The 19,329-nt window shown below is 52.3% G+C and carries 13 protein-coding genes; 7 read left to right on the forward strand and 6 right to left on the reverse strand.

Features of this window, described 5'->3' with window-relative positions; genetic code table 11:
* The first annotated feature begins 222 nt into the window (after positions 1 to 222).
* Together CAG65_RS01680 and dacB are read left to right on the forward strand one after the other, a co-directional pair.
* Positions 223 to 1,230: a porin gene (locus tag CAG65_RS01680; protein WP_161451730.1), complete on the forward strand. Its 1,008-nt coding sequence runs from the start codon at positions 223 to 225 to the stop codon at positions 1,228 to 1,230.
* Positions 1,231 to 1,418: 188 nt separating this feature from the next.
* Positions 1,419 to 2,843: a serine-type D-Ala-D-Ala carboxypeptidase gene (gene dacB, locus CAG65_RS01685; RefSeq protein ID WP_161451732.1), complete on the forward strand. Its 1,425-nt coding sequence runs from the start codon at positions 1,419 to 1,421 to the stop codon at positions 2,841 to 2,843.
* Here dacB and CAG65_RS01690 read toward each other — a convergent pair.
* Entirely contained in the window at positions 2,831 to 3,676 is an 846-nt protein-coding gene (locus CAG65_RS01690; protein ID WP_021705698.1) for a magnesium transporter, read from the reverse strand. The two genes, dacB and CAG65_RS01690, sit on opposite strands and share 13 nt — an antisense overlap.
* A 361-nt stretch (positions 3,677 to 4,037) precedes the next feature.
* The gene (tyrS, locus tag CAG65_RS01695) at positions 4,038 to 5,225 is read right to left on the reverse strand and encodes a tyrosine--tRNA ligase (RefSeq protein WP_161451734.1); all 1,188 of its coding nucleotides are present in this window, start codon (positions 5,223 to 5,225) and stop codon (positions 4,038 to 4,040) included.
* 131 nt (positions 5,226 to 5,356) lie between these two features.
* Here tyrS and CAG65_RS01700 point away from each other — a divergent pair, with 131 nt between their 5' ends.
* Positions 5,357 to 6,646, forward strand: a complete 1,290-nt coding sequence (locus CAG65_RS01700; RefSeq protein WP_161451736.1) for a peptidoglycan DD-metalloendopeptidase family protein — start codon at positions 5,357 to 5,359, stop codon at positions 6,644 to 6,646.
* 25 nt (positions 6,647 to 6,671) lie between these two features.
* Here the strand turns inward: CAG65_RS01700 and CAG65_RS01705 are convergent, their stop codons facing one another.
* The 3 genes from CAG65_RS01705 to erpA all read right to left on the reverse strand — a co-directional run bounded on the left by CAG65_RS01705 (position 6,672) and on the right by erpA (position 11,348).
* The gene (locus CAG65_RS01705; RefSeq protein ID WP_161451738.1) at positions 6,672 to 9,785 is read right to left on the reverse strand and encodes an efflux RND transporter permease subunit; all 3,114 of its coding nucleotides are present in this window, start codon (positions 9,783 to 9,785) and stop codon (positions 6,672 to 6,674) included.
* A 10-nt stretch (positions 9,786 to 9,795) separates the two neighbouring features.
* Positions 9,796 to 10,893, reverse strand: coding sequence for an efflux RND transporter periplasmic adaptor subunit (locus CAG65_RS01710; RefSeq protein WP_161451740.1), 1,098 nt, complete (start codon positions 10,891 to 10,893; stop codon positions 9,796 to 9,798).
* A 113-nt stretch (positions 10,894 to 11,006) separates the two neighbouring features.
* Positions 11,007 to 11,348 carry an iron-sulfur cluster insertion protein ErpA gene (gene erpA / locus CAG65_RS01715; protein ID WP_021705703.1) on the reverse strand — a complete coding sequence of 114 codons (342 nt, stop codon included), beginning with the start codon at positions 11,346 to 11,348 and terminating at the stop codon, positions 11,007 to 11,009.
* Positions 11,349 to 11,624: 276 nt separating this feature from the next.
* Here erpA and hemL point away from each other — a divergent pair, with 276 nt between their 5' ends.
* Entirely contained in the window at positions 11,625 to 12,917 is a 1,293-nt protein-coding gene (gene hemL / locus CAG65_RS01720; RefSeq protein ID WP_161451742.1) for a glutamate-1-semialdehyde 2,1-aminomutase, read from the forward strand.
* Positions 12,918 to 12,970: 53 nt separating this feature from the next.
* Here hemL and CAG65_RS22355 read toward each other — a convergent pair whose 3' ends face one another.
* Positions 12,971 to 13,093, reverse strand: coding sequence for a hypothetical protein (locus CAG65_RS22355; protein WP_272924751.1), 123 nt, complete (start codon positions 13,091 to 13,093; stop codon positions 12,971 to 12,973).
* A 77-nt stretch (positions 13,094 to 13,170) separates the two neighbouring features.
* Between CAG65_RS22355 and CAG65_RS01725 the strand changes: the two genes are divergently transcribed.
* The 3 genes from CAG65_RS01725 to CAG65_RS01735 all read left to right on the forward strand — a co-directional run bounded on the left by CAG65_RS01725 (position 13,171) and on the right by CAG65_RS01735 (position 18,927).
* Positions 13,171 to 14,256, forward strand: coding sequence for an AI-2E family transporter (locus CAG65_RS01725; protein WP_021705705.1), 1,086 nt, complete (start codon positions 13,171 to 13,173; stop codon positions 14,254 to 14,256).
* A 67-nt stretch (positions 14,257 to 14,323) separates the two neighbouring features.
* Complete coding sequence (gene rsmC, locus CAG65_RS01730; RefSeq protein WP_161451744.1) at positions 14,324 to 15,346, forward strand: 16S rRNA (guanine(1207)-N(2))-methyltransferase RsmC; 1,023 nt, start codon at positions 14,324 to 14,326, stop codon at positions 15,344 to 15,346.
* Positions 15,347 to 15,543: 197 nt separating this feature from the next.
* On the forward strand, positions 15,544 to 18,927 hold the full coding sequence (locus tag CAG65_RS01735; protein ID WP_161451746.1) for a hybrid sensor histidine kinase/response regulator: 3,384 nt from the start codon (positions 15,544 to 15,546) through the stop codon (positions 18,925 to 18,927).
* The last annotated feature ends 402 nt before the right edge of the window (positions 18,928 to 19,329 follow it).

A 19,329-nucleotide genomic window follows, 5' to 3' on the forward strand; every position in this document is an offset into this window, starting at 1 on the left:
AAACACCGTTCAATAGTCAGATTTATATCATTTTACTAACGACATAAGGAACTTTAGCGTTACAACATAGGCCACGTATCTGATGGCGATGTGTGCCTGCTGACAGTAAAAGGTCTTTGCTTAGGGTTTCACATCTGTCTGATAACGTAAGGTGGACGAGTACTTTTTCGCTCTCCCCTTCATAAAAAACTATTTATGGACAGTAAATTAGGACTTAATAAGATGAACAAGACTCTGATCGCTCTAGCTCTAGCAGCAGTGGCAGGCGGCGCAAGCGCAGCAACAGATTTCAGCCCAGCAGTAAACGGCGGCGACAACACTAACGCTATCTACTCTGCAGACGGTGCAAACCTTTTCCTAGGCGGCCGCGCTGAATTCCGTGGCGACTTCAACGGTAATGAAGATGGTTCAGACATCGACGGTACTATGGCTGACAAGAGCCGTGTACGTCTGAACGTTGGTGGTACTACTCAAATCACTGACACTCTAAGCGGTTTTGGTTTCTACGAAGCTGAGCAAACTACTAAGAGCGCAGAAGGCGACAGCAAATTCCAACAGCGTTACGCTTACGTTGGTCTGATGGGCACTTACGGCGCAGTATCTTTCGGTCGTCAAAACACTGCTGGTGTTCAGATCTCTGACATGTCAGACATCGCGACTTACACTGGTGATCAGAAAGCATTCATCTACGCTGGTAACGAGCAAATCAACAACACTATCGCTTACACTGGTCAATTCGACGCTCTGACTGTTAAAGCAAGCGTTATCGCTGGTGAAGAAGACGATTCAGACGGCTACGGCGTATCTGCTATCTACAACCTGCCATTCGGTCTGGGCCTAGGTCTGGGTTACGCAGCTGGTGAAAACAACAACGGTGACGCAGACCAAGTTATCGCTGGTATCAACTACACTAACGGCGGTTTCTACACTGGTTTCACTTACACTACTGGTGATCTAGACGACGACAACGATTTCGACGGCTACGAGTTCGCTGCGAAATACAAGTTCGAAAACAACTTCAGCATCATCGGTGCTTACCAGAACCGTCAAGTTGAAAACGACGACATCTCTGACTTCTTCGAGCTGACTGGTGCGTACGACTTCAACAAGCACCTGAACGCTTACGTTGCTTACAAATTCAACCAGCTAGACGATGCTTACACCGACAACAACGGTAAAGTACAAGACGCAGAAGACTCTGTACGTCTAGGCCTGAAATACACATTCTAATGTGTTGACGAGTATTCACTCGTAAAGCAATTTCAAACCCGGCTTCGGCCGGGTTTTTTCATTTCCTGAGGTTAGAATTGACCGCCGTCTAACATCTGACAAACTATCCGACTGGTTTCACGCCCAATGGCTCTTTATACTTAGAGCTACTGAATCCCATTGATACGACCTGATGAAGGCCCGATTCCATGACACGTACGCTTAACTACGCGCTTCTGCTTGTTTCCACTCTGCTGGCCGGCCAGGCAATTGCAGACAAATACGCCCCAGTTGATAAACTTCCGCAAGGCAGCCGCAGTAGTCTGTTGGTGGAAGATTTGCAGGGCAATAACGGTCTGACACTAACCAACAACAGCGACCAGTTTTTTCCGCCAGCCAGTACACTTAAGCTGGTGACAGCACTGGCGGCCAAGCTGGAACTGGGCGATCAATTTCATTACCAGACCACACTGGCCAAAGCCGGTAATGATTTAGTGTTTCAATTTTCAGGTGACCCGACGCTGACCACCAAAGACTTGGCGAATATGCTGTCGGCGGCTAAGCAACAAAAACTCACCCGTATCACAGGTGACATCTGGCTGGACGACTCAGCGTTCAGTGGCTATGAGCGCGCCATCGGCTGGCCCTGGGACATTCTGGGGGTGTGTTACAGCGCGCCAGCCAGTGCGATCACTCTGGACGAAAACTGTATTCAAGCCTCAATATATACGCAGGACAACGGCAAAACCCGCGTCTATGTGCCAGAGCAATATCCGGTTTATGTGTCCACCAGTGTCAAAACCGTCACCCGAGCCGGGCAAAAAGCGGCGCAGTGCGACCTTGAACTGCTGACGCACCCGGACAACCACTATCAATTACGAGGCTGCCTGGTGTCCAGAAAGCAACCTCTGCCACTCAAGTTCGCGGTTCAGGATACACGTCTGTATGCCACACGCATGATCTACACCGAGCTCAATCGCCTCGGGATAAAACTGGATGGCAAAGTGAAAGTCGGCCGCCCGAACGCGCCATTGCAGAAAACACTGGCGGTGCACTACTCAGCGCCGTTACCACAGCTGCTGGATGAGATGCTGAAAAAATCCGATAACCTGATCGCTGACAGCCTGACCAAGTCGCTGGGTGCCCAGTTTTTCATCCAGCCCGGCAGTTTCAAAAACGGCACCGCGGCGATCAAGCAAATCATCTTCGCACACACCGGCATCGATCTTAAACACGCTCAGTTGGCAGATGGCTCAGGGTTATCACGCAATAACCGTTTTACCGCGCACGACATGGCGGCGGTACTGCGTTATATCTACAACAATGATCACAAACTGCACATTATCGATATGATGCCGAAAGCGGGTGAATCCGGCACCCTGCATTACCGTCGCAGCATGCGTAAAGCACCAATCAAAGGACAGATGATTGCCAAAAGCGGCTCACTGTATGGCAGCTACAATATGGCGGGGTACGGTCTGGACAAAAACGGCAAACCGAATGCGATTTTCGTTCAGTTTGTCAGTGACTACCATCCGGTCCGTAGGGACGACGACCAACCCGTCGTCCCGCCGATCACTCAGTTCGAAACCCTGTTTTACCAGGATGTGATCAACTACAGTCAGGCTAAGTGAAGGAAGTAATTCACGACCGTGAAGTAAATCCACATTCCTGAGATATCGACCACCGACGCCAGCACCGGGCTGACCAATACCGCCGGATCCAGCTTAAACGCCCGGGCGAGGATGGGCAGCAGCCCGCCCAGCGTGGTCGATATCGTCACCTGAATAAACAGCGCCACCGCGATGGCAGCGGCAATTAGATGCATGTTAAAGCCACCAGCCGACGCAGGATCACTGAAGATCAGAATCCGCGCCACGATCACCAAAGCAATCGCCAGGGCAATGCACACCGCGACCCGACTCTCTTTCCAGCAAACCGCCAACCACTGGCGTTTTTTCAGCTCTCCGGTTGCCAGCGCCCGAATCACTAACGTCGCAGCCTGGCTGCCTGTATTACCGCCTGCCGCCGCGATGACTGGCATATAAATCGCCAGTAATACCAGCTGACTGAGCGTATCCTCATAGTGAGAAATGATCAGCCCGGAGACAATTCCGAGCAGCGCCAGTGCAATGATCCAACCTATCCGATGTTTAACATGCTCAAGCACCCCGGTACTCAGATAGTCATTCGTCGGCTCCACCTCAGAATAGATAAACCCCATTTGATGGGCGAAATGACGCGCTTGCTTATCAAAGCCTTCCTGCTCCAGTTGATTGATCAGCTGTTGCACGTAAGCCACAGAGCAGTGATTGAGAATGCCTACGGCTTCTTCAATCGGCATCACAGTGAGTAAATGAATTTGTTTTTGTTGGTCGTACTGCAAAAAAGCATTACGAGCCGCACTGATCTCCGCGTTGGAGAACGGTGTGGTGTTTTGTGTACAAGTGTCGCTCATTACCGTCATGGCGAATCTCCCGATTGGCAATTGGTAACGACCATCGATAAACAACGTTTTTCCGGCAGGCACACACAGGCCGACGGAAGTCCGCGATTTATCTTCTAGTAAGACATGGAGAAAAACAGAGAGAGGAAAACAAGCTCCCTACCACTTAGGCAGGGACGGAGAGCGCCAATACCGAAGCGGGTTATTTTTCTCCCTTCATACTAGGGGGATGGTCGGTATTGTTCATAGTGGTCTCCAAAAACGTTGCCCCAGTGGCAACCGCGCTATGATAACAAATCGAACTCGGTTTGCCATCGTTTTCAAAGGGAAACAGACACAAAAAACGCCCATGTCGGGCGTTTTTGCTTCGGTAAGTTACGCATCAACTGATAGTAACACGGGCAAATTTACGCTTGCCGACCTGGAATACGTACGTCCCGCTTGCCGGCTCAAACTTCGCGTCCGCCACTTTCTCACCGTCGATCTTCGCTGCACCTTGCTTGACCATACGCATCGCTTCAGACGTTGATGCACACAGCCCCGCTTCTTTCAGCAGGTTCGATACTGGCAGGCCCGCATCAAAGCCAAACTCTGGCATTTCGTCCGGGATAGCGCCTTTCTGGAAGCGGTTGATGAACTCCTGCTCTGCGGCGTCGGCGTCGGCGTCGCTGTGGAAACGAGCAATGATTTCTTTCGCCAGCAGAATCTTGATATCACGAGGGTTTTTACCTGCTTCCACATCTGATTTAAACTGAGCAATTTCATCCAGTGGACGGAACGACAGCAATTCGTAGTAGCTCCACATCAGATCATCGGAAATCGACATGATCTTACCGAACATCTCACTCGGCGCTTCACTGATGCCAATGTAGTTGTTGGCAGACTTGGACATTTTCTTCTCACCGTCCAGCCCCACCAGCAGAGGCATCATCAGTACCACTTGAGGCTTCTGACCATGAGATTTTTGCAGCTCACGCCCCATCAACAGGTTGAACTTCTGGTCAGTACCACCAAGCTCTACATCCGTTTCCATCGCCACAGAATCGTATCCTTGCAGCAGTGGGTACATGAACTCGTGAATTGCAATCGGCTGGCCACCCGCGTAACGCTTTTTAAAGTCGTCACGTTCCAGCATACGAGCAACCGTCTGGTTAGCGGCAAGACGGATCATGCCTTCTGCGCCCAGCTCCGACAGCCAGTCAGAGTTAAACTGAATCTTGGTTTTAGCCGGATCCAGAATCTTAAACACTTGTTGCTTGTAGGTTTCAGCGTTACGCAGTACATCTTCGCGCGTCAGCGGCGGACGTGTGGTATTTTTGCCAGTCGGATCGCCGACCATACCGGTAAAATCACCAATCAGGAATGTAACATCATGACCAAGTTCCTGAAATGCACGCAGTTTATTCAGGATCACAGTGTGACCAAGGTGGATGTCAGGTGCGGTTGGATCGGCACCTAATTTGATACGCAGAGGACGACCCTCTTTCAGTTTTTCAATCAGCTCTTCTTCTGGAATCAGCTCTTCCACACCACGCTTAATTTCGGCCAGCGCTGCTTCAATACTCGCCATTCTTGTTCACTCCCACAGATTTGGCAAAAATTTATTAGTTCGACATATTACTTGAATAGCGATGCTTTTTGAAACCAGTTAGACTAAAGAGCCCACTATTTTCTTTAATTAATTGCAGAACGAACTTTAAGATGTTGTCTATCTTCGCTCGACTTCCATGGATGCACCGAGCATTAATTGCCTGTTTCAGTGCTTTGATGGTCATTGCACTGTTTTTACCCGATCCTCAAGACCTGCGTAGTGATGAAGGCACACTTGAAGTCGGACGTCATTATCCGCTGACGATAGACGCTGAAGCGCTCGCCCCAGGCAGCGTGATCACGCCGACGGCTGCGCTGCGCTGGCAAAAACACACCGTTGGCTCTGGAGAAAGTGCAGCGTTGGTGTTCCAGCGCGTCGGTTTATCTTCCCGGACATTGTACGAGCTCACCACCAGCAGTGAAGAAATCGAAAAGCAATTGACCCGCTTACGCCCGGGTGATGTCTTGCTGTTTGGTTTCGATCAGAACAATGAACTGTTGCAGATCAAACGTCCGATCAGCTCATACGAAAACTTTGTCATCACCAAGTCCGATTCGGGTTACCTGAGCCGGCTGGACACCAAAGAAGTCTATTACCAATACAATTACGCCGAAGCCGACATCACCTCCAACTTCTGGAATGCGGGGATCAGCGCCGGGTTAACGCCCAACCAAATCATGGAACTGGCCGGTATCTACAGCTGGGATATCGACTTTGCTCTCGATATCCGTAAAGGCGACAATTTCCGTATTCTCTATCAGGAGAAAGTCGTGGAAGGCGAAGTGATTGGGCGTGGAAAAATCATTGCCTCGATCTTTACCAACCAGGGAGACACCTTTAAAGCGATCCTGGATGACAAAACCGGCGATTATTACGATGAGAATGGCCGGGCAATGAAAAAAGCCTTCTTGCGTGCGCCACTGGATTTTCGTCGCGTTTCTTCGAATTTCAATCCGCGTCGTCTCCATCCGGTCACGGGCCGGGTTCGTCCGCACCGCGGAACCGATTACGCCGCTCCGGTTGGCACGCCAATCTGGGCAGCGGGCAGCGGTGTGGTGGAAAAATCCAGCTACAACCAGTTTAACGGCAACTACGTGTTCATCCGCCACAACAGCACTTACATGACCAAGTATCTGCACCTGACCAAACGTCTGGTCAAAACAGGTCAGCGGGTCAAGCAGGGCCAGACCATTGGCACGCTGGGTGGCACCGGGCGGGTTACTGGTCCTCACCTGCACTACGAATTTTTGGTCAACGGTGTCCATCAGAATGCCCGTACGGTCAAGTTGCCTCAGGCTAAATCACTCACCGGACAAGCGAAGACGACCTTCATCGCCAACGCCAAAAACCGGTTGGAAAAGCTTGAACGCTACAGCCAGTTACTGTATGCCAATAACTGAACAAAGCCCGCTGTTGCGGGCTTTTTTATTCGCTAAGCTCCGTACTAGGCATCGCTTGCTGAACCGGACTGCGGCCGAGCATCAACAGACAAGGCGTCAGCACTAACGTCAGCAACGTCGCAAACGCCAGCCCACCCGCCACCGCCGTCGCCAGTTGCGACCACCACTGGGTGCTGGGAGCGCCGAACTCTATTTTCTGATTGATCAGGTCAATGTTCATCTCCAGCACCATCGGCAGCAGGCCGAGGATGGTTGTCACCGTTGTCAGCAGCACAGGCCGTAAGCGCTGCACGCCGGTACGCAAAATCGCCTCGCGTTTGTCCAGCCCACGACTGAGCATCTGGTTATAGGTGTCGATCAATACGATATTGTTGTTGACCACAATCCCCGCCAGCGCAATCACCCCAATCCCGGACATAATAATGCCAAACGGTTTCTGGAAAATCAGCAGCCCCAGGAAAACCCCAACGGTGGAAAACAGCACCGCACTGAGGATCAAAAATGCCTGATAGAAACTGTTGAACTGAGTGATCAGGATCAGTGCCATCACCACCAGAGCAACCAAAAACGCTTGTTGCAAAAAGGCCGAGGAATGTTCCTGCTCTTCATTCTGGCCACGAATTTTAAACGTCACCCCAGAGGCCAGCCTCAGCTCACTCAACGCCTGTTCGACTTTCGGCAGCTCCAACGCCAGATTGTAACCTTCAACCATGTCTGCCTTGATGTTGATCACCCGTTGGCCGTCGACACGTTTGATGGTGTGCTGTTTGTGCTCCGGGACAATGCTGGCAAAATTGGTGATGGGCACCAGACCAGCCGGGGTTTTCACCCGCAGTTGATCAAAACGGCCAATATCACGCTTGTCTTCCGGATAACGCACCAGAATATCCACTTCCTCATCGGCATCATCCGGCAGGTAGTCACCAATGCGCAGACCGTTGGTCACAAACTGAACCGTGTTACCAACCAGGGTGGCGTCGGCAGCAAAACGCGAGGCGTCATCGCGACGGATGTCAATCTGCCAGTCAATGCCATCTTTGCTGGAGGAATCACTCACGTTAGTCAGTGCAGGGTTATTGTCTGCCCAGTGACGCACCTGCTTGGCCGCGGTATCGAGTTTATCCAGATCGCGCGCGCTCATTTCGATCACCAAATCGTGCTCCACCGGCGGACCAGCATCGGGAAACTTATACTCGATCTCCACACCGGGTATCTGATCCGTCTGCTGTTTCAGCTCGTCGATAATCGCTTTGACTTTACGCCGATACTGCCAGTCAACCGGTTTGATCTGGATCTGACCAATTTCATCGTCGCCCCCGGTGCGGGTATAAACACTCTCAAATTCGTCGTGACCAAGCATGACCTGCTCAATGTCACGCATGATCGCATCCTGCTCCCGAATGGAGAGATCGCCGTAAGAGCGCACTTTCACGTTAAAAAACGGAGGGTCCACTTCCGGGAAAAATTCCGCCCCTAAACCGGCTTTCGAGTAGGCAAAACCCACCCCTATCGCCATCACGATCGCCGCAAGCAGAATTTTCAATGGATGGCGGATGGCTACCGATAGGGTCAGGTAATAGAGCCGGGTCAGACCGGTTGCCTGAGTAAAATCGCCGTCATGCAGCGCCACCATTTGCTGCCGGCTTTCTGTGGTGGCGTGCTGGGGTTTGCCAATCAGACTTCCCAATACCGGAACAAATAACAGCGCCATCGCCAATGACGCACTGAGCGTAGCAATCAGCGTCAATGGCAGGTATTTCATAAACTCACCGGTGATATCCGGCCAAAACAACAACGGAGCGAACGCGGCCAGCGTGGTCGCAGTGGAGGCGGTGATGGGCCAGGCCATGCGCTTGGCGGCATCGCGGTAGGCCTGAGTTCGGTCAACTCCTTCCTGCATTCGCCGATCAGCGAACTCAGTCACCACAATCGCCCCGTCCACCAGCATACCGACCGCCATGATCAGCGAAAACAGCACCACAATGTTGACGGTCAGCCCGAACACGGACAACACCAGCAAGCCGGTCAGAAATGACCCCGGAATCGACACCCCGACCAGCAGCGCAGTGCGTACCCCAAGGATGGCGATGATCACCACCACCACCAGAATAATCGCCGACAAAATGTTGTTTTGCAGGTCGTTGAGCATCAGACGGACATCATCCGACTGATCCCAGGTGTATTTCACCAATAAATTGGACGGCCATTCTGCCTGCTCACGCCCCTGCGCAATCACGGCTTTGACCAATTCAACCGTCTCAATGATGTTCTCGCCGGCGCGCTTTTTCACGTCCAGCACCACCGCTGGCTCGCCGTCCAGACGGGCAAAACTTTCCGGATCGCGGAATGACCGCCGCACCGTCGCCACATCAGCAAAAGTGATCACCTGTTTGCCATCCACTTTGACCGGCAGCTCCAGCACGTCTTTCAAAGAATCGAATACCGACGGAACTTTCACCGAGAAACGCCCGTAACCAGTATCGACAAAACCGGCGGCAACGACCCGGTTATTCAGGGCTATCAGGTTGTAAATATCCCCCTGATCCAAACCATAACTTTCCATCAGCAGCGGGTCGACCACAATTTCGACGATGTCTTCACGATCGCCGGCAATGTCAACTTCCAGCACCTGGCGATAACTTTCCAGTTTGTCGCGTAACTGGCGGGCAATCTGAACAATGGTCCGCTCCGGTACGGTGCCATACAGCACCACCGACAACACCGGCTCTTCTGAAGCCAGCGTGACTTCATTCACGGTGGGCTCATCGCTGTCGGCCGGTAACTTCGGCTTGGCCAAATCCACCGCTTCGCGCACATCCGCCATTGCCTTAGTCAGATCCACACCGACGTTGAATTCCAGCATCACCGACGCATGACCTTCGGCAGCCGTAGCAGTCATCTCTTTTACTCCTTCGATTGAACGCAGCTCCTGTTCAATCGGGCGTACCAACAGACGCTCGGCATCGGTAGGTGAAATCCCCTGATGAGTAACCGATACGTAGATGATAGGAATAGTAATGTCCGGACTCGACTCTTTGGGGATAGTCAGATAGGTGATGACACCGGCCACCAGTATGAACACCAGCAGCGTCAGCATGGTCCGAGTGCGCGACAGAGCAGCATCAATCAGTGAGTACATACTCTCTCCTTCAGCTCTGATCTGAGCGGGGTTGCGGCGTAGCAATAACCTGATCACCGTCGCGAACAAACCCTTGTCCCACCGTGATGATATCCACCACTTCACCGAGTCCTGCTAGCCAGACGCCATCCTGTTCGGCTTTTACCAACTGAATCGGAACAAAATGCACCACGTTATCTTGCAAGGTTTTAACCCCAAGGTTACCCGCTTCGTCGAGCGCCAGCATCGCCGGCGTGACTTTCACCGCCAGTTGATCGTTGAGGCTAATCGCCACTTCTGCACTGACCCCGGCCGGGATACGCTGCTCAGGGTTGTCGATTTCAATTTCGATCGGAAACGTATTGGTGGCCGGTGATGACACCCGAGACACGTAACGCAAACGGCCCGTGAGGTTTTCTCCATCGATAAAGCGTATCTGAGCCGCTTGGCCGGGCTGCAAATATTGAATATGACGTTCACTGACGTCCGCTTCGATCACCACTTTGTCGAGATCGATGAGGGTCGCCACCGGATCGCCCACCGCAACAAAATCGCCAGTTTCAATCAGCAATTGGTCGATAATACCGGCAAAGGGTGCCCGTACCTGGGTATTACGCAGCGCCAATCGGGCATTGCTGGCCATCGCCTTCGCTTCAGCCAGTTGCGCTTCAGCCGTGGCAAACGCCACTTCCCCCTGCAAGCCACGGTTTTTCAGCGCTCGGGCGGCATTGAATTCTTTTTCGCGCACTTTCAGCATCGCCAGCGCGCGGCTGAGCTGAATATCCAGATCCGCCGGATCGATGCGTGCGATCACTTGACCTTGTTCCACCCGGCTGCCTTTTCTCAGCGCCAGTGAGACAATTTTTCCGGCAATCTCTGCCCCCAGTGTCGCCTGGCGATCGGGCGCAGTGCGGCCATAAAGATTGATGATTTTATGAGTGGGCGTGGCATGAAAGGTCTGATAGACCACTTTTGCCAGTGGAATGGTTTGGACTTGCTCTGAAGTGTCGACATCATCCTGCGCCCAGAGAGAACCGAGCCCGAGCCACAGGCAAAGAAAAAAAACCAAGGCAGCAGAAACCAGCCATGGTTTCTGAGACCAATAGCCACCGTTGTTGATTCCAGGCATACAACATCCTTATGTGAGTACCTTTTTTAGAATTATTCAGCCCCGCGTACAATTAGGCACACAGAGCCGGGCAGTGTCCCCCTACCCGTCACTCAACAAGTGGCTACTGTGATTTACACGCTGAACGACGCTCCACAGCCACAGGTTGTGGTTGCATTCGGGTTGTTGACAAAAAAGCGCGATCCTTCCAGACCTTCAGTGTAATCCACCACCCCCCCGATCAGGTATTGCAGACTCATCGGGTCAACCACTAAGGTCACACCGCTGTTAACAATAGTCGTATCGCCTTCATTGACGCTTTCGTCAAAGGTGAAGCCGTACTGGAAGCCGCTACAACCACCACCGGTAATGTATACACGTAACTTCAGTTCCGGATTCTCTTCTTCAGCAATCAGCGCTTTTACGCGCGTTGCCGCTGCATCAGAAAAGGACAATGGTACATTTACTTCGCTCACGACGACCTCTCTCACTCGTGTCAGAGCCCGCTGGCGAGGGCCTGACGGCCATCTGCGGGTCTATCTCTATATTTCGATAATAGTTGATTATCCAATACCTGACCTTAGCGTTCAAGTATTCGCCACTACTATCGCGCAATTCACAACTTTACACTGAGTCACGCTCAGATTACGCACAAAAAGTGATTAGAATGTGGCGTCAGGCGTTTCTAGTTCGCTCGGGTAGCGTTACAATGCCCGCCAACTTGGTCCGAGCAATCAAAAGAGGATATTCCAATGACCAAATCAGCAGAACTGTATCAGAAGGCGCAGGAAACCATTCCTGGCGGCGTCAACTCACCGGTACGCGCGTTCAACGGCGTCGGTGGTTCACCGATTTTTATCGAACGTGCCGACGGCCCTTTGATTTTTGATGCTGATGGTAAAGCGTATATCGATTACGTCGGTTCATGGGGCCCCATGATTCTTGGCCATAACCACGCCGTGATCCGTGACGCCGTGATTCAAGCCGCACAACGCGGTCTGAGCTTCGGCGCACCAACGGAGATGGAAGTCACCATGGCAGAGCTGGTATCAGAGCTGGTGCCTTCCATGGAACAGGTTCGTATGGTGAACTCCGGTACAGAAGCGACCATGAGTGCGATACGTCTGGCTCGTGGCTTTACCGGCCGCGATAAAATCATCAAGTTCGAAGGCTGCTATCACGGCCACGCTGATAGCCTACTGGTGAAAGCCGGCTCGGGTGCCCTGACGCTCGGTCAGCCAAGCTCACCGGGTGTTCCGGCAGATTTTGCCAAGTACACGCTGACCGCCACTTTCAATGATCTGGACTCCGTGCGCGCATTGTTTGAGGCCAACAAAGACGAAATCGCCTGTATCATCGTTGAACCGGTCGCCGGCAACATGAACTGTATCCCGCCGGTTGAAGGCTTCCACCAAGGACTGCGTCAAATTTGTGATGAAGAAGGCGCACTGCTGATTTTTGATGAAGTGATGACCGGCTTCCGTGTCGCACTGGGCGGCGCTCAGGCCTACTACGACATCAAACCGGATCTGACGACTCTGGGTAAAGTGATCGGTGGCGGAATGCCTGTCGGGGCGTTTGGAGGACGCAAAGACGTGATGCAGTACATCGCACCGACTGGTCCGGTTTATCAGGCAGGCACGCTGTCAGGCAACCCGGTTGCTATGGCCGCCGGCTTTGCCAGTCTGTCGCTGCTAAAAGAAGAAGGCAATGAAAAACGTCTCGCGTCGAAAACCAAACAACTGGCAGAAGGCTTCAAGGCGCTGGCCGACAAACACGGCATTCCTTTGGTGGTCAACCAGGTTGGCGGCATGTTCGGTTTCTTCTTTACCGATCAAGATACCATCACTTGTTATGAAGACGTCACCAAATGTGACATCGATCGCTTCAAACGTTTCTTCCACCTGATGCTCGACCACGGGGTTTATCTGGCGCCGTCTGCATTTGAAGCCAGCTTCACCTCTCTGGCGCACGGCCCGAAAGAGATCGACGCCACCCTGGAAGCGGCCGACCGCTGCTTTGCCGTTCTGGCGCAGGAAGCGTAATCGCTGACACTCAGCTCCCATCAACAAGGCTGCATTGATATGCAGCCTTTTTATTATCCTTGCCAGTTCAATACCACCAGCACCGCCAGCAGAACCAGAATGGCACCAAACCAAGGAAAAGGGCGACGCTTTTTACGTTGTCCAGCGCAATTTTTATCATCACTACAGCAGCCCATCGCAACATTTCTCCATTGATAACACTAGGTTTTAACGTCATTATACTCCCATAACGCGTGATAAATGGACAACGTCTGTGTCAGAAAAAGTGAAAATAACCTCCAGCCACTGGGTGTTGGTCGTCGCCCTGGTGGCCGCCGGAATCGCCTGTTACCTGCTGGTAGAACCTTATATCAACTCGATTGTAATGGCGTTCATCATTTCGATGCTGATGATACCAATCCACAACGGACTGGAAGCCAGAATGCCGAATCACCGTAACATCGCGGCTTTGATCTCCTGTGTGATCCTCACCTTTATCATCGTCATCCCGCTGCTGTTTGTGTTTGCCGCCATCGTGCAGCAAGGCTCGCTGTTTTCACAAAACCTTTACGCCTGGGTCACCGGCGGCGGAATCCAGGAGATCTTTCAACACCCCTGGGTGGTGAAAGGATTATCAGTCATCAACAATTACCTGCCATTTGATGCCATCAAACCGCAGGAAATTGCCCAGAAAGCCGCCCAACTGGCCACATCCCTCGGCACTAATCTGGTCGGGATCAGCGCCAAAATACTCGGCGACGCCACTAACTTCCTGATGAACTTTTTCCTGATGCTGTTTGTGCTGTTCTTTCTGCTGCGTGATCGCGAGCATATCATCAGCTCCATTCGTCATATCCTGCCGCTGTCGCGAAGCCAGGAAGACAAACTGCTGGATGAGATAGAACAAGTGTCCAAGTCTGCAGTGATGGGCTCGTTTCTGACCGCCATCGCCCAAGGGCTGGCGGGTGGCATCGGCATGTGGCTGGCTGGTTTTCCGGGATTGTTCTGGGGCACCATGATGGGCTTCGCATCGTTCATTCCGGTGGTCGGCACCGCGTTGATCTGGATACCGGCGACCGCGTACCTGTTTTTGACCGGGGACACAACTTGGGCTATCTTCCTGGCGGTGTGGAGCATTGCCATTGTCGGTTCAATCGACAACCTGCTGCGCCCGCTTTTGATGCAAGGCAGCGCCGGAATGAGCACCTTGCTGATTTTCTTCTCTCTGCTGGGCGGCATCCATCTGTTTGGGCTGATTGGCCTGATCTACGGTCCACTGATCTTCGCCATTACCATGGTGCTGTTTAACATCTATGATGAGGAGTTCAAAGACTTCCTCGACCAACAGGACAACAGCTGAGTCATACGACTTCAAGCCGACGGCAGATTGTGAGAGAATCTGCCGTCATTTTTTTCCGGGATCATTCATGTCAGCTTATATTGCCCCCAGCCAAATCGCCCAGCGACAACTGGCATACTTCGAAGGTAAACACGTGTTGGTGGCCGGCGAAGTCGAAGATTTGTTTGCGCTGGAATTGCGTCAGCATTGCGCGTCGGTCAGTGTCTTTACCACCAACTATGGTTTTTATCGCCAAATCCGTGCCTACGAGCAGCTCAACAGCTACTTTGGTGCTGAGCTGACCGCAGAAACCGGAGCTGACATGATCCTACTCTACTGGCCGAAAGCCAAAGCGGAGGCCGACTTTCTGCTGGCTATGTTGCTGGCCAAACTGGGCCCGGAAACCGAAATCGTAGTGGTGGGAGAAAACCGCAGCGGCGTGAAAAGCATTGAAAAAATGTTCAAGCCCTATGGTCCAATCAACAAATATGATTCTGCCCGGCGCTGCTCGTTTTACTGGGGTCAGTGCGTGGAGATGCCTGCCGCGTTTCAGCTAGACGCCTGGTTTAAAAGTTATCAGGTCCAATACCAGCAGCACTCCCTAACCATTCGTAGCCTGCCGGGTGTGTTCAGCCACGGTGAGTTTGATATTGGCAGTCAGCTGTTGCTGGATACTTTACCGTCCCTGAGCGGCAAAGTACTTGATTTCGGTTGTGGTGCCGGTGTCCTCGGGGCCGTAATGGCCAAACTGAACCCGGACATTGAACTGGAAATGTGTGACATCAGTGCGTTGGCCGTGGCATCCAGTCAGGCCACACTCCAAGCCAACCAACTGGAAGGTCGTGTGTTTGCCTCCGACGTCTATTCGGATACGGCGCGTGATTACCGCTATATTGTCAGTAACCCCCCTTTTCATGCGGGCCTGGATACCAGTTACAGCGCGACCGAAACCCTGCTGGCCGATGCCCCTAAGCATCAGACCTCAAACGGCCAGCTCTATATTGTCGCTAATAGCTTCCTCAAATATCCGCCGCTCATTGAGCAGGCTTTCGGTAATTGCGAGACGCTAAATAAGACCACCAAGTTCGCGATTTATCACGCACAAAAATAACCATTCCAGCCCGGTTTCTCACCTGAAACCGGGTATTTTCGTCCCCGAAAGAGGAAAAACTGCGTTGGTGCACACGCTTTGAGGTGGACTTACTTGTCAAAGTAAAAAAACTCGTTAATTTCGTCACTTTAGGTTTCTGTTTTTTCATTCAGCTTTGACGTGACTGACGTCTTCGCCTCACCTATAAAAAGTGACATATGTTCAGGTTGTATCGTAAACAAAGATTCAAACGCCTGCAAAATACCCTGATGCTGGCGTTTCTGGTGTTGAGCATCACGCCACTCACCATCACCGCCCTGTTCTTTCTCCAATCGCACAGTAAAGATCTGCAGGAGCAGAGTACCTCTCACCTCCTCTCCGTCCGGGACAGTAAACAACAGCAGGTCATTGATTATCTCAATGCCAAAGAATCGGAAGTGATGGGCTTCGTTCGCTCTGAACTGGCGTACGCCAGTGGCGGGCGTTTCTACGGTTTGGTCAATGCGTTCCAGAACCTGGGCATAGATATTGAGCAAGCGCGTCAACACGCCCAGCAACGTTACATTCCCGGCTCAGGCGATCAGGTTCAGACCTCCATTTTGCCACAATCGAGTAACTTTAACGGCAGCGAGCGCTATCGCCTGCTGCACAAACGCTACCACTGGGCCTATCTGGAACTGCTCAAGCGTTCAGACTTCGATGATATTTTGCTGGTCGATCGCGATGGCAACGTCACCTATTCCATCTACAAATATGGCTATTACGGCACGAACCTGCTCAGCGGTGTTTTTAGGGATGACAATCTCGGCCAGACATTTCACCAATTGCAAGAACTGGTGAGTGAAAAGCGCAAGAATAACGAAGATTTTACGCCGGTGGTGTTCTCTGACTTCTCTGCTCGTGACGGTCAGCCAGTGGCCTGGCTGGGCGCCCCGATTATTCAACAGGGCTATCTGCACAGCTACGCTCTGTTCCGTTTGCCAAGTAACGGTATCACCAAACTGATCGCCGACAAACCGAACAACGACATGCGTACGCTGTTGGTCGGTGATGACCACATCAGCCGCACGCTGGCGTATCAGCAGGATGAAGTTAATAAGAGTGTCGAAGTGATTGATCTGGCCTTGCGTGGTCAGTCCGCAGTCGGAACCTATACCAACACTGATGGCGAAAACGAAATCGCGGCTTACGCGCCGATTTCAATCAAAGGGCTCAACTGGGCATTAGTGGTTGAAGTGCCTGAGAAAGTGGCGTTTGCCCGGGTCAACCAGTTGGAAACGGTGTTTGTGGTTGCGATGATGAGCGCCTTGCTGCTGGTGGTGGTTGCCTCACACTACCTGTCCAATTTCATTACCTCGCCACTGCTCAAACTGACCTGGGCCGCTGAAAAAGTCTCTGCCGGCGATCTGGACGTCACCATGATCAACACCGAACGCAAAGATGAAATTGGCCGGCTGGCAGTCAGTTTTGAACGCATGCAGCGCTCGATCCGCGACAAGATTCAATTGATCAAGAAGCAAAATCGCGAGCTGGAAGACAACCTGCACCTGATCAAAAAGCAGAACCATGAGTTGCAGTTGGCCAACAAACTGAAAGATGAGTTTCTTGCCACCACATCCCATGAATTGCGTACGCCACTGCATGGCATGGTGGGTATCGCCGAAGCCTTGTCGTCCGGAGCCAATGGTCCCATCACGGCCGATCATAAATACCAGCTCGATATTATCATCAGCAGTGGTCAGCGTCTGGCGAATCTGGTCGACGATTTGCTGGACTATCACAAAATGCGTTATGGCAGCCTGGACATACACACGACCGCCGTCGATCTGGCCAGTTCTACCCGTTTGGTGCTGGAGCTGTCAGCCCATCTGCTGGGTAACAAGTCGATACGCATCATCAATCAGGTTCAAGACAGTCATACCTGGGTCAGCGCCGACCCGCAACGACTGGAACAAGTGTTGTATAACCTGGTCGGCAATGCCATCAAGTACACCAGCGAGGGCAAAATTGTTATCTCATCCAGCATTGTGGACGACAATGTTCGCGTTCAGGTGGTCGACACTGGCCAGGGCATACCGGCCGAACAGCTGGAACACATTTTCGAGCCGCTGATTCAGGCGGGCAATGACGCCAGTCGCTACCGACAAGGCGCAGGGCTGGGGCTGTCGATCAGTCGCCAGCTCATCGAACTGATGGATGGTGCTCTGTACGTCAGCAGCCAGCCGATGGTCGGCACGACGTTCAGCTTTACCCTGCCGCTGGCCTCGCCGGAACAAATCGCGGAGGTCAGCCACGCTGGCGCCGCACACTTTAAAGTACCGGACAATCCAGAGCTGGATTTACCCGAGCCAGGTACTCTGCCGGAGAACCCGGATGGACCGTTGCTATTGATCGCCGATGACGAACCGGTCAACGTCCGAGTGCTGGACAGCTTTCTGCGCCTGGAAGGCTACCGGGTACGCAGCGCCAAAGACGGTTACGAAGCACTGGATCTGATCGAGAAAGAAAAACCAGCGCTGTTGCTGCTCGACATCATGATGCCGGGACTGAGCGGTTACCAGGTGTGTGAGAAACTGCGTGAGCAATACGATCACGCAGCACTGCCCATCATCATGCTCACGGCACTGAATCAGGCCGACGATAAACTGCGCGGCTTTGACGCCGGTGCCAACGACTATCTGTCGAAACCGTTCAATAAACAGGAGCTGGCGGCACGGATAGACGCGCACCTGACCGCCAGTAAAGCGGAAATGCGCCGGGTTGAAAACGGTTTGTTGCAACAAGAGCTGAAAAAACGGGCAATGGTCGAAGCCAGCCTACTGGAAACACAGGGCCGCTTGCTGGAGCAGCTTGAGTCGGCGCCGGAAGCCATCATTTGCGTACGCGAAGACGGTAAGATCCGTTTTGCCAACGACGCCGCCGCCAAGCTGTTTAAACGCACTCAGGAACAGCTCAAACGCTCCCAAAGTGACGAACTGCTGGCCCCCAAATACACCGAGATCGCTCAGGATCATTACTGCGGCACCATCGATATTTACGTGGAAGACGTCCGTCAACATGTCTCGGCTGACATTCTGCGCTTACCGGAAGCCTCTGGCCTCAAATACATTTACATCTTTAACGTCGGCGGCGGTGTCAACATCGCGCGGATCCACAATCTGGAGACCGCCATAGAAGCACTCTCAAGCTACGCGTTTGAAGGTGACCGAGCCAAGCTACAGCAACTGAAAGAGCTGGGTGGCGAGTTCACCCGCCTGGCCGATAAAGTTTCCGGAGAGAATCTGTCCAAGCAGGAAATCATGCGTGAAATCCTGGTCGATGCCATGACCTGTGCACTGGATTACTGGGAACGAGTGACCGGTGAAAACAAATTCGCCTTTGCTGAGCAAAGTGGGCTCTGGCGTGTGTATCTGGACCGTTCAACCCTTCAAACCCGGACGTTAGACAAATACCTGCGGATTGAAACATTGCCGAAAACACCGCGCTGGCGCACGGTACTCAGCTCACTGGATTACATTCTGGAGCACTGTCAGGAACAAAGCCCGGATCGCAGCCACATCGAAACCTTACGTGACCGGCTCCAGCACCTGCTGTCCAGTTAAGCCCTCAATCTCTAGCCCGCCGACATGGCGGGCTTTCTTTGTTCCAGACGACGCCTGACCATCGCCATCCACCTTAGCAAAACTGTGACTAAAACCTGCCGCCGCTATTATTTCTCATCACAAATAAACACCTCGAGATCCGGTTGTTCAACGCGCTACGGACACGCTAAAATCGACAACACACACTTAATTTCACCACAGATCGAAACCTTTGCCGGATATTGCGAAGCGAATCACAACAGAACGGCAGATTTAATTTCCTAACGTAAATTAACACCTGCTGAGGCCAGTGAGTGAGATCTCATTAATAGACAAGCTAATACAAACCATTGATATAAGACAAAAATAATGTAAGTAAACACTAACTCACCACAAGACCATATCAAAGAGTTGCGACTGAGT

This window comes from Vibrio sp. V39_P1S14PM300, assembly GCF_009904765.1.
Taxonomy (GTDB): Bacteria; Pseudomonadota; Gammaproteobacteria; order Enterobacterales; family Vibrionaceae; genus Vibrio; species Vibrio proteolyticus.